Source organism: Euzebya rosea, from assembly GCF_003073135.1.
Lineage (GTDB): Bacteria > Actinomycetota > Nitriliruptoria > Euzebyales > Euzebyaceae > Euzebya > Euzebya rosea.
The window spans coordinates 113,184-127,113 of sequence record NZ_PGDQ01000014.1 but is presented as its reverse complement, the minus strand read 5'-3'; the positions used below and the strand labels follow the sequence as shown (position 1 = coordinate 127,113).

The 13,930-nt window shown below is 70.0% G+C and carries 12 protein-coding genes; 7 read left to right on the top strand and 5 right to left on the bottom strand.

Annotated features, from left to right (window positions below; translation table 11 throughout):
• The first annotated feature begins 25 nt into the window (after positions 1–25).
• The 5 genes from CUC05_RS18260 (at position 26) to CUC05_RS18240 (ending at position 4,542) form a co-directional block, all read left to right on the top strand.
• Positions 26–610 (top strand): RNA polymerase sigma factor, encoded by a 585-nt coding sequence (locus CUC05_RS18260; RefSeq protein WP_108667559.1) that lies wholly within the window; start codon positions 26–28, stop codon positions 608–610.
• A gap of 41 nt (positions 611–651) precedes the next feature.
• Positions 652–1,812: a hypothetical protein gene (locus CUC05_RS18255; protein WP_108667558.1), complete on the top strand. Its 1,161-nt coding sequence runs from the start codon at positions 652–654 to the stop codon at positions 1,810–1,812.
• 110 nt (positions 1,813–1,922) lie between these two features.
• Positions 1,923–2,861 carry a thioredoxin-disulfide reductase gene (gene trxB / locus CUC05_RS18250; RefSeq protein ID WP_108667557.1) on the top strand — a complete coding sequence of 313 codons (939 nt, stop codon included), beginning with the start codon at positions 1,923–1,925 and terminating at the stop codon, positions 2,859–2,861.
• 115 nt (positions 2,862–2,976) lie between these two features.
• The gene (gene trxA / locus CUC05_RS18245) at positions 2,977–3,300 is read left to right on the top strand and encodes a thioredoxin (protein ID WP_108667556.1); all 324 of its coding nucleotides are present in this window, start codon (positions 2,977–2,979) and stop codon (positions 3,298–3,300) included.
• Positions 3,301–3,432: 132 nt separating this feature from the next.
• Positions 3,433–4,542, top strand: coding sequence for an N-acetylmuramoyl-L-alanine amidase (locus CUC05_RS18240; RefSeq protein WP_170128055.1), 1,110 nt, complete (start codon positions 3,433–3,435; stop codon positions 4,540–4,542).
• Here the strand turns inward: CUC05_RS18240 and CUC05_RS18235 are convergent.
• On the bottom strand, positions 4,500–5,165 hold the full coding sequence (locus CUC05_RS18235) for a GNAT family N-acetyltransferase (protein ID WP_157965725.1): 666 nt from the start codon (positions 5,163–5,165) through the stop codon (positions 4,500–4,502). The two genes, CUC05_RS18240 and CUC05_RS18235, sit on opposite strands and share 43 nt — an antisense overlap.
• A 283-nt stretch (positions 5,166–5,448) precedes the next feature.
• On the opposite strand from CUC05_RS18235, the gene CUC05_RS18230 reads away from it, so the two are divergent.
• Both CUC05_RS18230 and CUC05_RS18225 read left to right on the top strand, forming a co-directional pair.
• Entirely contained in the window at positions 5,449–6,696 is a 1,248-nt protein-coding gene (locus CUC05_RS18230) for an aminotransferase-like domain-containing protein (RefSeq protein ID WP_205712418.1), read from the top strand.
• Entirely contained in the window at positions 6,693–7,652 is a 960-nt protein-coding gene (locus CUC05_RS18225; RefSeq protein ID WP_108667553.1) for a D-alanine--D-alanine ligase family protein, read from the top strand. The genes CUC05_RS18230 and CUC05_RS18225 overlap by 4 nt, the downstream gene beginning before the upstream one ends.
• 110 nt (positions 7,653–7,762) lie before the next feature.
• Here the strand turns inward: CUC05_RS18225 and CUC05_RS18220 are convergent, their stop codons facing one another.
• The 4 genes from CUC05_RS18220 to CUC05_RS18200 form a co-directional block, all read right to left on the bottom strand.
• Positions 7,763–8,662 carry a ParB/RepB/Spo0J family partition protein gene (locus CUC05_RS18220; protein WP_108667552.1) on the bottom strand — a complete coding sequence of 300 codons (900 nt, stop codon included), beginning with the start codon at positions 8,660–8,662 and terminating at the stop codon, positions 7,763–7,765.
• Entirely contained in the window at positions 8,659–9,621 is a 963-nt protein-coding gene (locus tag CUC05_RS18215; RefSeq protein ID WP_108667551.1) for a ParA family protein, read from the bottom strand. The genes CUC05_RS18220 and CUC05_RS18215 overlap by 4 nt, the downstream gene beginning before the upstream one ends.
• A gap of 2,943 nt (positions 9,622–12,564) precedes the next feature.
• Positions 12,565–13,380, bottom strand: coding sequence for a 16S rRNA (guanine(527)-N(7))-methyltransferase RsmG (rsmG, locus tag CUC05_RS18205; protein WP_108667549.1), 816 nt, complete (start codon positions 13,378–13,380; stop codon positions 12,565–12,567).
• A 2-nt stretch (positions 13,381–13,382) separates the two neighbouring features.
• Positions 13,383–13,886, bottom strand: a complete 504-nt coding sequence (locus tag CUC05_RS18200) for a Jag family protein (protein WP_108667548.1) — start codon at positions 13,884–13,886, stop codon at positions 13,383–13,385.
• Positions 13,887–13,930 lie beyond the last annotated feature (44 nt).

The window sequence follows — 13,930 nt, the reverse complement described above, 5'->3', positions numbered from 1 at the left end:
GACCATCCCGGTGGGCTGACCGCCAGTGGGCAGCCCGCGCAGCGACGAGGAGCTGGTCCGCGCCTTCACCGGCGGGGACGAGCGGGCGTTCGCCGAGCTGCTGGAGCGCTACCAGCGGCGCGTGTTCGGCATCTGCTACCGCTACTTCGGTGACGCCACCGATGCAGAGGACGCCGCCCAGGACGCGTTCCTGACGTTGTACCGGCGGGCCGAGACCTTCAACGGGGCCTCGAAGTTCTCCACTTGGATGTACCGGGTCACCACCAACGCCTGCAACGACCTGGGGCGCAAGCGTTCCCGCCGGCCGAAGAAGTCCGAGGCGGTCATCGAGGACCTGCCGCTCGCCGACGACCATGACCGCTTCGGCCAGGCCGACCTGCAGCTGGACCTTCGACAGGCGCTGCTGCAGCTCGAACCGGACTATCGGGACGCCGTCATCGGCCACACGCTGCACGGCCGCCCGTACGCCGAGCTGGCCGAGGAGGCCGGTGTCGCCGTGGGGACGATCAAGTCGCGGGTCCACCGTGGCCACGCCAAGCTGGCAACCATCCTTGCCGAGGCGGACAGGTCGACCGGGGAACCTTCGGGACGTGCCCCACCTCCTACCTGATACCGCCTGACGACCCTTCCCCTGCAAGGACCCCCGCACCCGTGCCCGAGACCCCCGACGTTCGCATCCAGCTCGCCGCCTACCTGGCCGGCGAGTTGGACGACGCTGCCGTCGAGGCGCTGGAGGCCCGGATGCAGTCCGAACCGTGGGTGGCCGACGCCGCCGACGACATGGCCGACATGCTGGTCGAGCTGGGCGCAGTGGAGGAGGTGGACCCGCCGGTGGGGTTCGCCGACCGCCTCCGGGCCGGCCTGGCCGCCGAGATCGGGCACGAGCTGCCCCGTGCCGCTCGCCTGGACCCCGACGTCGTCCGCGCCAGCGGCGCCGCCGCGATGGACGGCTGGTCCACGACGTCGCGCGGGCGTCGTGACCGACCGACGGGCTCGAGGCCGGGGGACCGACACCGCGCGGAGACGCGCCGGTCGAGGTTCGGCCGTGCGGCGATGGCCGTGGCTGCTGGTGTGGTCGTGCTGTTCGTCGGCACCACCGCGGTGTTCCTGTCCTCGTCGTCGGACGACAGCGGTGACAGCGTCGAGTCCGTGGACGACACCAGCGCTCGGACCATGGGCGACGAGGCGGCGTTCGCCGGCGGCGCAGCCGATTCCGCCGAGGACGAGCGGGAGGAGGCCGCCATGGAGATGGCGCCCGACATGCTCCAGGAACCCACGGCCCTCGACGCCCCGCTCGCCGCGGAGGAGGCACCCGTCGAGGACGCCGAAGAGGAGGCCGCCGAGGGAACCGCGGCGGACGAGGCCGCAGCCGACGGCGAGCTGGCCGACGACGACACGGGGGATGCCACCGGAGCCGCCTCCGCGGCGCCGGTGGGACCCGCCCTCCTGAACCTCGGCGAGATCGGTGGGGACGACGACGCCGTTCGGGCCACCGTCGGCGGCGACCCGGCCGCAACGCAGCTGCTCGGCCGGTCCGAGGCGGACGCCCAGCAGCTGGCCACCCCGTTCCGCGACGAGATCCTCCGGGCCGAGCCGTTCGACGACGGGGTCGAACCCGGTGCCTGTGTGACCGAGGTCCTCCGCGACGCCGACGGGGTCGTGGTCCCCGCCGTCGCCGCGTCGTTCACCGCCGACGGCGATCCACGCCTCGGCTACGCGCTCGTGCGCTCCAGCAGCGGGGACGCACTGGACCGCATCGACGTGTGGGTCGTGGACCCGGACGGATGCACCGTCCTGGCTGTCGTGTCGTGAGCCCCACGGAATAGGATCGGGGTCCCCGGCGTTCTGCCATGCCGACCGCCCTACCCGCCCCCACCGCAGACACGGTGCGCGAGGCACCTCTCGTCGAAGGACCCTTTCCCATGAGCGCTGACACCATCCACGACGTCGTCATCATCGGCTCCGGACCCGCTGGGCTGACCGCCGCCCTCTACGCCGCCCGTGCCGACCTGGCGCCCCTCGTGATCGAGGGCATCGCCGCCGGCGGGCAGCTCATGCAGACCACGGAGGTCGAGAACTTCCCCGGCTTCCCCGACGGTCGCATGGGCCCCGAGCTGATGATGGACTTCCGCAAGCAGGCGGAGAAGTTCGGCACCCAGTTCATGACACAGGACGTCACCAGCGTCGACCTGTCCACCGGCTCGCCGTTCACCATCGAGGTCGGCGCCGACCGCGTGCAGGCGCGCACGATCATCATCTCCACCGGCGCGACCGCCCGCTGGCTGGGCCTGCCGAACGAGCAGCGTCTCATCGGCAAGGGCGTCTCGGCCTGCGCCACGTGCGACGGCTTCTTCTTCCGCGACCAGGAGCTGGTCGTGGTCGGTGGCGGCGACTCCGCCATGGAGGAGGCGATGTTCCTGACCAAGTTCGCCTCGAAGGTCAAGGTCGTGCACCGTCGTGACGAGCTTCGTGCCTCCCAGATCATGGCCGACCGTGCGATGGCCAACGAGAAGATCGAGTTCATCTGGAACACCGCCGTCGTCGATGTCCTCGGCGAGGACGCGGTCACCGGCGTCGTCCTCGAGGACACCAACACCGGGGAGCGTCACGAGATGGCGACCGACGGGCTGTTCCTGGCGATCGGGCACGACCCCTCCAGCTCGCTGTTCCAGGGGCAGCTCGACCTCGACGACGAGGGCTACATCCTGGTGCAGGAACCCACGACCGCCACGTCCGTCCCGGGCGTCTTCGCCGCTGGCGACATCACCGACACCATCTACCGTCAGGCCATCACGGCCGCCGGTCAGGGCTGCAAGTCCGCCCTCGACGCCGAACGCTGGCTGGAGTCCAACGCACACTGAACCCCGGGCACCCCGGGTCGGGCCGTGGAATAGTCGGTCCAGCAGCAGCGTTGAATCCACAGCACTTCCACCCCGACAGCACCCGACAGACCCCCCGCAGGAGGCAGTACCCCTCATGAGCAACACCCCCAAGGTGACCGACGCAACCTGGCAGCAGGAGGTCCTCGAGGCCGACAAGCCGGTCCTCATCGACTTCTGGGCCGAGTGGTGCGGACCGTGCCGCATGGTCGGTCCGATCATCGACGAGATCGCCCAGGAGCAGGCGGACAACATCAAGGTCCTTAAGCTCAACGTCGACGAGAACCCCGACACCGCTCGGCAGTACCGCGTGATGTCGATCCCCACCATGCTCGTCATCAAGGACGGCGTGGAGAAGAAGCGCCTCGTCGGCGCGAAGAACAAGGGCGCCCTCCTCGGCGACCTCGCCGAGTTCCTCTAGACGCGTAGCCCTGGGACAACCCGCAGGCCCCTCGCACGGGTCCTGCACCCGGCCGGTCCGGCCGCAACCTTCACCGACGGCCGCCCCAGCAGGGCGGCCGTCGGCATGTTGCCGCCTATCCTTCCTCACCTGATGGGACTCCCACTCACCCCCGGACAGCACGGCTCCGAGATCCTGGACCTGCGCCGCCGCCTCAGCCGGTGGCAGCGTGACCATGGGATCGAGCCGGCGCTGGAGGAGGGGGACGTCTTCGACGACGCCACCGCCGCAGTGACCCGGGAGTTCCAGCGGCAGCGCAACCTGCCCGCCGACGCCGAAGTCGGGCCCGAGACCTGGCAGGCGCTCGTCGAGGCCAACTACGCCCTCGGGGACCGGATGCTGTGGCACTCGGGCACCCCCATGCGGGGCGACGACGTGTTGGACCTCCAGCAACGGCTCAACCAGCTCGGCTTCGACGCCGGCATGGAGGACGGCATCTTCGGACCGTCCTCACGTGCCGCGGTCATGGAGTTCCAGGCCAACGTGGGCCTCGACGTCGACGGGATCGTGGGGGCCCGAACGCTGGAAGCCCTCCAGCGGCTCCACAGGGGCCATCAGGCGGCCGGAGTGAGCACGCGGGTACGGGAGGAAGCCGCCGTTCGCCGGATCGCCAGACAGGGCCTCATCGGCCTGCAGGTGATGGTGGACGCCACCCGTCCTCGGGACCGTGGCGACCTGCCACCCGAGGCCCAGGACGTGTCGTGGGAGATCGCCACCCGCCTGGCCGGCCACCTGGGCGCCCGCGGTGCCCGTCCGGTCCTGTCCCGCGGACGGCACCAGCACCCCACGTCCTCGGCCCGCGCACAGATGGCCAACCGACTCGGCGTCGACCTGATCGTCTCGATCGGCCTCAACACCAGCACGACCACGGCCGCCACCGGCTGCGCGGCGTACTACTTCGGATCGTTGCGGTTCGTGTCCGCCGCCGGCAACGCGCTGGCCGAGTCCCTGCTCGACAGCATGTTGCTCGCCGGCCTCGGACCCGACTGCCGGGCCCATCCCATGACCTGGACGCTGCTCCGCGAGACACGCATGCCGGCGGTCGTGATCGAACCCGGCTTCGCGACCAGCCCCGAGGACCTGGCTCGCCTGACCGACCCGGCCGTGCAGGACCGCCTCGCACGGCAGCTGACGGCCGGTATCCGGCGGTTCCTCGAGGGCTACGACGAGGACCCGTTGGTCCGCACGTCCTCCCGCAGCTGACGCTGCTCCAGGGCAGGACGCGCACGCGCGCGTTCGCGGCCCTGCAGGCTGGAGATGACCTCACCCAGCGCATGCCCGACCGCCTGCGGCCAGCTGACCGTGCGGTCCAGGTCCATGCGGTACAGCGCCGTCGTCGGGTGGGGACGGTGCAGGGCGAACCCGAGGGCTTCCAGCGCCGACCCGCTGAGCACGCAGGCACCGTCCCGGACGAACGCGGCGCCGTAGGCCTCGATCGCCTCGTACCCCTGGCTCAGCGCATCCCGTGCGAGCGCCTGGAGCAGGTGGCGGGCATGGCCGGCGCCCCGGTGGTCGGGGTCGCACCACATCGTGGCGAGGACCAGCGCGTCGTCGCTGGGCGCGAAGGTCAGGGTTCGGGGACGTTGCACGTGCAACGGTGGTGCGAAGAGGGCGAAGGCGATCAGCTCGTCGCCGTCCCAGATGCCCTTGCCGGGGGTGCCCCAGTCCAGCTGCATGGCCTGCCACCACGCGTCCTGACCCTGCGGGTCGCTCGCCTGTTCACCCGGCGGGGCGGCGGCGGACTGCCAGAACATGCACCCACGACACGGTGAGGGGAGGGCGTCGAGGTCGTCCATGTCGAGCACGCGCACCCTCGGCGGAATCACCGGTCCCGTCCTCCCGAGCTCCAGATCGCGAGCAGCCCGACACCGAGGCCGAGCACGAGCCCGACCACCGATCGGCGCAGCATCGACGGGCCAGTGGTCACGACCCGAGGATACGCAGGTCCGGACCGATGGCCGCTGCCCGTGCCGAATCACTTCATTACTGATCCAACAGTCTCCAAGAGGTCGACTGCCCATCGGTGGAGTGGCCATCAGGGTGGTCACGGGGCGCGTCGCTACGCTGAACCTCTCGACAACCCCGTGCCGCCGTTCTCAGGAGCCCGACTTGGCCGCCGTCGACCCCCATCTGAAGCGCTACGCCACCCGCGCCACCGGCATGAAGGCAAGCGAGATCCGCGCACTGTTCGCCGTCGCGAGCCGCCCGGAGGTCGTCTCCCTGGCAGGCGGCATGCCCGACGTGTCGGTCCTGGACTTCGAGGAGGTGGCCGCGGTCGCCGCCGAGGTCTTCGCCCGCGACGGGGTGACCGCGCTGCAGTACGGCGGGGGACAGGGCAGCGAGCGGCTGCGCGAGTCGCTGACGATGGTCATGGCGGAGGAGGGCATCCACGCCCGCGCCGACGACCTCGTCGTGACCACCGGCGGCCAGCAGGCGCTCGACCTGCTCGCACGCCTCTTCATCGACCCCGGTGACGTCGTGGTCGCCGAGGGTCCCTCGTACGTGGGCGCGCTGTCGGCGTTCCAGCAGTACGAGCCGAGGGTCGTGCACGTCGGCATGGACGGTGACGGCATGGACCCCGACGCCCTCGCCGAGACCATGCAGCGCCTGGTCGACGAGGGGCGGCCGGCCAAGATGATCTACACCATCCCCAACCACCAGAACCCGGCGGGAGTCTCCCTGTCCCTGGAACGACGGGAACGGATCGTCGCGATCGCCGAGCGGTTCGACGTCATGGTCATCGAGGACAACCCGTACGGGATGCTGGACTTCAAGCACGAGCGTCGGACGCCGCTGGTGTCCCTCGCGCCCGAGCGGGTCATCTACCTGAGCAGCCTCTCCAAGATGTTCTCCCCCGGCATGCGAACCGGCTGGGTGCTCGCGCCCCGGTCGGTCCGCGACAAGCTCGTACAGCTGAAGGAAGCCTCGGACCTGTGCCAGTCCAACGCCACCCAGGGGATCGCCGACGCCTGGTTGCGCACGCAGCCGTGGACCGAGCACGTCCGCAGCTTCACCGAGCTGTACCGCGAACGCTGCGACGCCATGCTGGCCGAGATCGAGTCGGCCTTTCCCGCCAGCGCGAAGGTGAGCCCTCCGACCGGCGGCATGTTCGCCTGGGTCAGGCTGCCCGACGCGATCGACACCGGGGCGATGCTGCCCCGCGCCATCAACGCCCGCGTGGCCTACGTCCCCGGACGAGGTTTCTACGCCGACGGTGGAGGAACCCACGAGATGCGACTGAACTTCAGCTACGCCAACGAGACCCGGATCCGCGAGGGCATCCGCCGCCTGGGCAAGCTGATCGGAGACGAGATGACGCTGCTGGAGGCGTTCGGACGTTCGGGGACCGAGGCATGAGCAGCAACCGCATCGCCGTCATCGCCGGTGGCCTGTCGCTGGAACGCGAGGTCAGCCTACAGTCGGGCACCCGTATCGCCGCCGCGCTGGAGAGCGTCGGCCACGACGTCAGGGTGCTCGATGTCGACCCACAGCTCGGTGATCACCTGAGCGAGTTCGAGCCGGACCTGGCCTACCTCGCCCTCCATGGACGCATGGGGGAGGATGGCACGATCCAGGGGCTGCTCGAGCTGCTCGGCATTCCCTTCACCGGCCCCGACGCGAGGGCGTCGTCGTTGGCCTGGGACAAGGCCGTCACCAAGGCGCTGTGGAGGCGCGCCGGGATCCCCACGCCGGACTGGGTGTCGGTGTCCAGCGAGGCCATCCGGGACCTCGGCGCCGCACGGCTGCTGCCCCGGGTGATCGACACACTGCAGCTGCCGCTGGTCGTCAAGCCGAGCCAGGGTGGCGGCAGCATGGGGGTCGGCTACGTCAACAGCGCCGACCAGCTGACCGACGCGTTGATCGGGTCGTTCCGGTACCACGGTGTGGCGCTGGTCGAGCGTCGGGTCGACGGGACGGAGCTGGCCATCTCCATCGTCGATGGTGAGGTGTTGCCGGCGGTCGAGATCGACATCGCGTCGCACGGCCCGGACGATCACTACGACTTCTCCGCCCGATACACACCCGGCGCGACGCTGCTGCACGCCCCGGCACGCCTCCCGGCCGACGTCCTGGACGCCGCGGCCTCGGCGGCGGTGGCGGCCTACGAGCAGGCCGACGCACGGCACGTGACTCGTGTGGACCTGATGGTTGACCACGACGGGCAGCCGTGGCTCCTGGAGCTGGACACCTGTCCGGGCATGACCGAGACCTCGCTGTTGCCCGCAGCAGCCGAGGCGAAGGGCATGTCGTTCGCCGAGCTCTGCGAAACGATCGTGTCAGCGGCGCTGGAGCCGGTCAGCACGCGCAAGTAAAACGCCTCTGACCTGCGGAAACGCCACCAGCTGCACGCTGGTGGCGTTTCGACTAGTGGAGTAGGCCCGACCATGGGCCGATTCGGCCCTCGTGGGTCACCAACCGGCGGTCAGCCGGCCAGCAGGTCCTGGCCGCTGCCTCGTCCGAGGATGTCGAGCAGGCGCTCGAGGTCCTCGGCCCCGGCGAACTGGATGACGACCTTGCCCCGCTTGACCGACCCCTTGATCTCGACCTTGGTCCCGAGCGCGTCGACGAGTCGTTCCTCCACGTGGGTGAAGGGTGACCGCTTCCGCTTCTTCGCCTCGGTGGCGAGGTCGGTCATGACGTCGTCGGTGCTCTGCGACTGACGCTCGACGATGCCGCGGACGAGCTCTTCCGTGGCACGGACCGACATGCCCTCGGCCACCACCTGGCTGGCGATGTCCTCCTGCTGCTCGGTGCTCGGCAGGCCGAGGATGGCCCTGGCGTGGCCGGCAGAGAGGGCGCCGGTGACGACCATGTCGGTGACCGACGCGGGGAGGGCGAGGAGGCGCATGCTGTTGGAGATCGCCGAGCGCGACTTGCCGAGCTTGTTGGCGAGCGCGTCGTGGGTCATGCCGAAGTCGTCGAGCAGCTGCCTGTAGGCCATCGCCTCCTCGATCGGGTCGAGGTTGGCCCGGTGCACGTTCTCCACCAGCGCCTCGGTCAGCAGCTGGCCGTCCTCGGTGTGGCGGACGACCACCGGCACCTCGGTGAGGCCGGCCATGCGCGAGGCCCGGTAGCGACGCTCACCGGCGATGATCTGGTAGCCGCCGGTGGGCAGGGGACGGGCCACGATGGGCTGCAGGATGCCGATCTCGGCGATGCTCAGCGCCAGCTCCTGCAGCAGCTCGGGGTCGAAGCGGTCGCGAGGCTGCCGCGGGTTCGGCTGCAGCTCGGCGAGCGGCACGGTGACCAGCCCCGACTGTCCGGGTGCCGCACTGGGGATCAGGGCCCCCAGCCCACGTCCGAGTCCGCCCGGCTTGCTCATGCCACTGCTCCTTGTTCGGTGTCTCGCTGCTGGTCGTCGGCGCGTCGGTCGAGGCGTTCGACGACTTCCTGGGCGAGCCGGCGGTAGGCCATGGCGCCCCTGGAGGAGGGGTCGAACTGGGTGATCGGCTGGCCGAAGCCGGGGGCCTCCGCCAGGCGGACGGTGCGGGGAATCCGGGCCTTGAAGACCCGGTCACCGAAGTGGGAGCGGACCTCATCCACGACTTGCTGGCTCAGGCGGGTGCGGGCGTCCAGCATCGTGAGGACGAAACCGGTCATCTCCAGCTGCGGGTTGAGCTGCTCCCGGATGAGGTCCACGTTGCGGCGAAGCGCCCCGAGCCCCTCCAGGGCGAAGTACTCGCACTGGATCGGCACGATCACGCCGTCGGCGGCGGTCATGGCGTTGACCGTCAGCAGCCCCAAGCTCGGCGGGCAGTCGATGATGATGGCGTCGTACTGGTCACGGACGGCGTCCAGGGCCCGGCGTAGCTTGTGTTCACGGCTGAAGGCGCTGACCAGCTCGACCTCGGCGCCGGCGAGGTCGATCGTGGCGCGGATCAGGTCGAGTCCGGGTTGTGTGGTCGGAACGACGGCGTTCTCGACCGGCACGGCATCGACCAGGACGTCGTAGACCGAGGCCTGGCCGGGATGCGCACGGAGACCGAGGCCGGAGGACGCGTTGCCCTGGGGGTCGAAGTCCACGAGGAGCACCCGCAGGCCGAGCTCCGCCAGGGATGCGGCCAGGCTGACCGACGTCGTGGTCTTCCCCACACCGCCCTTCTGGTTCGCGACTGCGAGGACCGTTGCGGCGGCGTACCGTCCCGCCCGTTCGGGTGTCGGGGCGGTCACGGGTTCGGGGGCCTCGAACGCGTCGACCTCGTCCTCGAGATCGTCGGTTTCCACGGCGTCGGCCTGCGGTTCGGCTGGGATGGTCGGCGTGTGGTCACGGGATGCGTCCATGCCTGCTTGGTCGTCCTCACGCGCCCAGTAGCGGTACCACGGTCCGGACGTGTCGTGTGGTGTCACCAACGGCCACCTCCAAGGGGCTCGAAGGGACCCCGCACACCACGTGACGGCGATCCCGCTTGCTCGCCACTGATGCTAGCAACCGTGACAGTGCCGGTAGGGAAGGTGGGACGCCGCTGTGGACAGTCATCCAGCGGTTGCAGGACCACGCTGCACCGTTCCACGTGGAACACCGTGGGTGGATGTGACGCCCACGGCTCGCGGCCCCGCCCACCGCTCCAGGATCCGACGCCCTTGCGGGACGACAGTGGCACGTTGCCCCGATCTGTGCGCGCGTTCCACCGGGCAGCGTCCAGGCGCACCACACGGGCGCTCAGCGTTCCATCCGGTCCCTGTGCCGACGTGCCACCCAGGTGCCGATCCTTCCATGCAGTCGACGACAGCCATGTCGCAGAGCTGCAGAAGGGGGCCCCTCCCGGACGGACCGCTGGAGAACACCCTCGGGGACGAGTCACCACGTCTTTGGATCCCCGGTGTGCCGACCTCCCTCCACCGTGGCGAGTCGCAGTGGCACATGGGCTGCGGTTCGCGCCCGTCAGGTCCGGCGGCCCTCCGACGGCGGGAGGCCACGATCCTCTGCGTCCCATCGGCCACGCCACAATTCAGACCGCCATGCCTGCGGTGGGCTGCGTGCCGGGCCCCCGTGGGCCATCGGCGTTCACCACGCCGTCGAATCCTCGTGATGGTCCTCTGTTCGCGAATCCGAACGTCCGGGGTTCCACTCCATACATGCTTGGCGGCAGACGGGTGTGTTCCACGTGGAACGCCTTGGGGGGTCCTCGGGGCCCACCTGGGCTCCTGCCGCCATCCAGATGTGGTGGTCCCCGCCGCATACGGCGGACCCGAAGACTGGGACGCTCCGGCGGTAACGACTCAGGAAGCGAGTGACACGCGCCCCAAGGTATGGAAGCGGGGACTTGGTACACCTCGCCGCTCTCTTCCTCAGGGAAGACACCGACCCTTCTCCCGCAGTCACGGCCATCTGGGTCTTTGCGGGTCCTTGCCGCCTTGCACCATGCCGAGCGCACACCGTCTCGTGCCGCACGGAGACATGCGCACTGCCTGGATCGCTGCGGCCCTGTGCGACACCGAACGGGGGAGCGGAGACATCGGCGGAAGATCCCGACACGCCCCCCGGTGACCCACGGCGGTCGGGGGGGACGGTCACCCCCAACTCACGTTGCCTTCGGTCGTGGCCCGCTCAGTCCGCTCACCACCTCCGTCCAGGGCCCGCCGAGTCCATGCCCCGAACAACGCCATCGGTCACTGCCACCCGCTCCTTGCTGTTCGAATGACCTCCAGGCCTCTACACACCGAGGTTGCACGTGAAACGCTCCCGCGATCGACGGGGAGTTGGTTGCACGTGAAACCTCGGGTGATCGCCGCTGGAAGTCCACAGAGGTGCCCAAACCCCCGCCAGATGATCGGAATGTCCCACGAAGCGAAAGAGCGGCGATCCACCCGGGCAGACACGGGCGAACGCGCCGCGGGTGTGGGGCCACCTGGTCAGTAGGGGACAATGCCGAGAAGCAGTCCTCGCCCTGCCCTACCTAGGGACCGCACAACCCGGCCCGTCCACCCCGGTCCCGTCGAGGTGTTCGCCCCCGGACGGCCGATTACCGCCGGGCGATCCCCAACCGTTTGCACGGAGCGACCCTGGCTACCCCGGTTCGGGACAGGGGGTGCGTGCGGAGCTTGCAGAAGCACAAGCGCCGTTGAGGACCATTCATGGCGTTGCACGTGGAACGCTCGAGTCCACAGCGCGTCGTGGCAACGAGCAGTCAGCTGCGGCCCCATGCACACTCACCATCCGAACGACGGCAGCATCAGCCGCATGCAAGGGGGGCCACCTTCGACGGCCGGTGACGGCACTCCAGGAACCCGCCGATGATCGGGACGGCGGGCACATACTGGACGGCGCTGGTCGCACTCGGGGACACCGCGACGCAAGAACCATCCAAGTCCGTCAAAGACCGACCATCATGCCCACGTGGTCGACCGACCACTGACCAACGCCCGTGGTCGAGAAGCGTCTCCATCTCGGACTCGATCGCCACCACGCCATGCAGCCGTGCGTCCCCCGTCCCGGTGTCCGACCGCGCGACCACGGCGGCCATCAGGACCCCAGCCGGCTGATCCCGCTGCGGACCACAGGGCCGCGTCGGACCCGGCTCGGAAGATGGGTCGACTCCGGCAGTCCTGCCGGTGTCCCGCCACTCGCCTCACCGAAGGGCTTCCGCAGGCCGTCAGATCCCCAGTGCGGCCACTCCAGCCCACGGCCCTGCCCCTCCCAGGAGGGGCTGTCTGCCCCCCGTCCCCCACCTCTCACGACAGGGAACAACCGATGACGACGCGCCAGACCCGCCTCCCACCGGACGCGCTCCAGGCGGTAGCCGGCGGGGGAGTGGGCACGGACCATCCGACCCGTCGCCCGTTCGTCGTTCGGCGCGTCCACCAGTGCGACCCGAACGTGCGTCGTCCGAACCATGCCAGCACGCTGCCGGACCAGCCGCCTTGCCGGGACCCGCAGCCCGAGTCGAGGCGCATCGTCCCCAACGATGAACCCTGACCACGACCCACACGCAAGGACCCCCGGGCACGTGCGGCTCCGTTCCGGCTGACGCGCCGGGCACGCCCACGTCGGATCCCAACGACCTCGGGGTCCTGCAACGCGAGATCGCGAGCTACCGAGCGCCGGCCCACCTGGCCGAGCAGCCGATTCGGCCCAGGATGGCCTGTCGCGAAGGATACCGGACCATCAACCCGCCCGGTAAACGCCCGCAGGCGACCGTTCACTGCGTTTTCGCAGGTCAGACGGAGTTTCGAAGGAGGGTCAGCTGGGGCTGCACACGAGGATCATCGACCCCAGCTGTCCCATCAGCTCTTGGGGCCGCCCAAGGGCTTCGCCTGCGGCAGGCCATCCGACCGCGGCACGCCGGTCGGGGGACCACCCTTGGCGACGAGGCTCACGATGACGGTCCCGCGGTCAGACATCTCCAACGCAGACGTGCTGTTCTCGCGCATCCGGAGCTTGGAGGCTGCGCGCTGGAAGTAGCCGCGTTCCTGGTCGATGCTCGGGCCCTTGACGACCTCCAGGCGACCTCGCGGCTTGAGGAAGCCACGCGCCAGCTCCGCCACGATGTCCAGCCGAGCCATGGCGCGGCTCACCACGCCGTCGTAGATGCCGCGGTACTCCTCCTGACGGGCCAGCACCTCGGCCCGACCGGCGACGGCGCGGGCGTTCTCGAGTCCGAGGATCTCGATGAACTCGTTGACCGCGTCCACCTTCTTCTGGCGGCTGTCGATCAGCGTCCATCCGACGTGCGGCCGCATGATGGCCGCGACCAGCCCGGGAAGGCCCCCGCCCGTGCCGAGGTCGATCCAGTGCTGGCCGTCGCCCGCATGGATGGCCTCGACGACCGCAACGCACTCGGGGATGTGGACGCTGTCCAGCAACCCCCGGTCACGGGCCGACACCAGGTTGTGCGGCGACTCGGCGATCAGGTGCCCGAGCAGCGCGAGCTGTTCGCCGACGCCAAGGCCATCCTCGGCGCGATCGCCGACGGTGAGGCCGTCAGCGCGACCACCCTCGGACGCGCCGCCCTCGCCACCATCCCCGCGTGCACGAGAAACGCGGGCCGGACCATCGTCCAGACCCGCGTCGTGCTCGGGGCCCTCCGTGGAGCCCGACACCCTTAGCCCTCCGGCCGGATGACCACGCGGCGACGCGGCTCGGCGCCTTCGCTCGCGGAGGTCACGCCACCCGCAGCGGCGGCCAGGTTGTGCATCATCTTGCGCTCGTAGGCGTCCATCGGCTCGAGCTTGACCGGCTCCAGGGTCTCGCGGACCTCGGCGATGGCCTCGCGGCACCGCTCGCGCAGCTTCTCCAGCTGGCGGGCACGGTAGCCCTCCACGTCCACCCGGACGTGGGACCGTCGCTCGGTCTGGCGCTGCACGGAGCACCGAACGAGCTCCTGCAGGGCGTCCAGGGTGGCCCCGCGGCGGCCGATCAGCAGCCCGGATCCCACCTCCTGCACGGTGACGGTGGCCTGGTCGGGCTGGACCTCGATGTCGATGTCCCCCGGCAGGTCCAGGATGTCGAGCAGCCCCTCCACGAAGTCAGCGGCGAGGTCTGCATCCTCGTCCAGCAGCTCCATGGTCGTGCGCTCGTCGGACTCGGCTTCTTGAACGTCGGTCATCGCGAACGTTCCTTTCGTGCTCGATGTCCCCGATGGATGCGGGG

Excerpts from the sequence above, each read along its gene's own strand:
- CUC05_RS18200 (WP_108667548.1), bottom strand. The coding sequence starts at position 13,886 with ATGACCGACGTTCAAGAAGCCGAGTCCGACGAGCGCACGACCATGGAG.
- trxB (WP_108667557.1), top strand. The coding sequence starts at position 1,923 with ATGAGCGCTGACACCATCCACGACGTCGTCATCATCGGCTCCGGACCC.
- CUC05_RS18225 (WP_108667553.1), top strand. The coding sequence starts at position 6,693 with ATGAGCAGCAACCGCATCGCCGTCATCGCCGGTGGCCTGTCGCTGGAA.
- CUC05_RS18240 (WP_170128055.1), top strand. The coding sequence starts at position 3,433 with ATGGGACTCCCACTCACCCCCGGACAGCACGGCTCCGAGATCCTGGAC.
- CUC05_RS18215 (WP_108667551.1), bottom strand. The coding sequence starts at position 9,621 with ATGGACGCATCCCGTGACCACACGCCGACCATCCCAGCCGAACCGCAG.
- CUC05_RS18220 (WP_108667552.1), bottom strand. The coding sequence starts at position 8,662 with ATGAGCAAGCCGGGCGGACTCGGACGTGGGCTGGGGGCCCTGATCCCC.
- trxA (WP_108667556.1), top strand. The coding sequence starts at position 2,977 with ATGAGCAACACCCCCAAGGTGACCGACGCAACCTGGCAGCAGGAGGTC.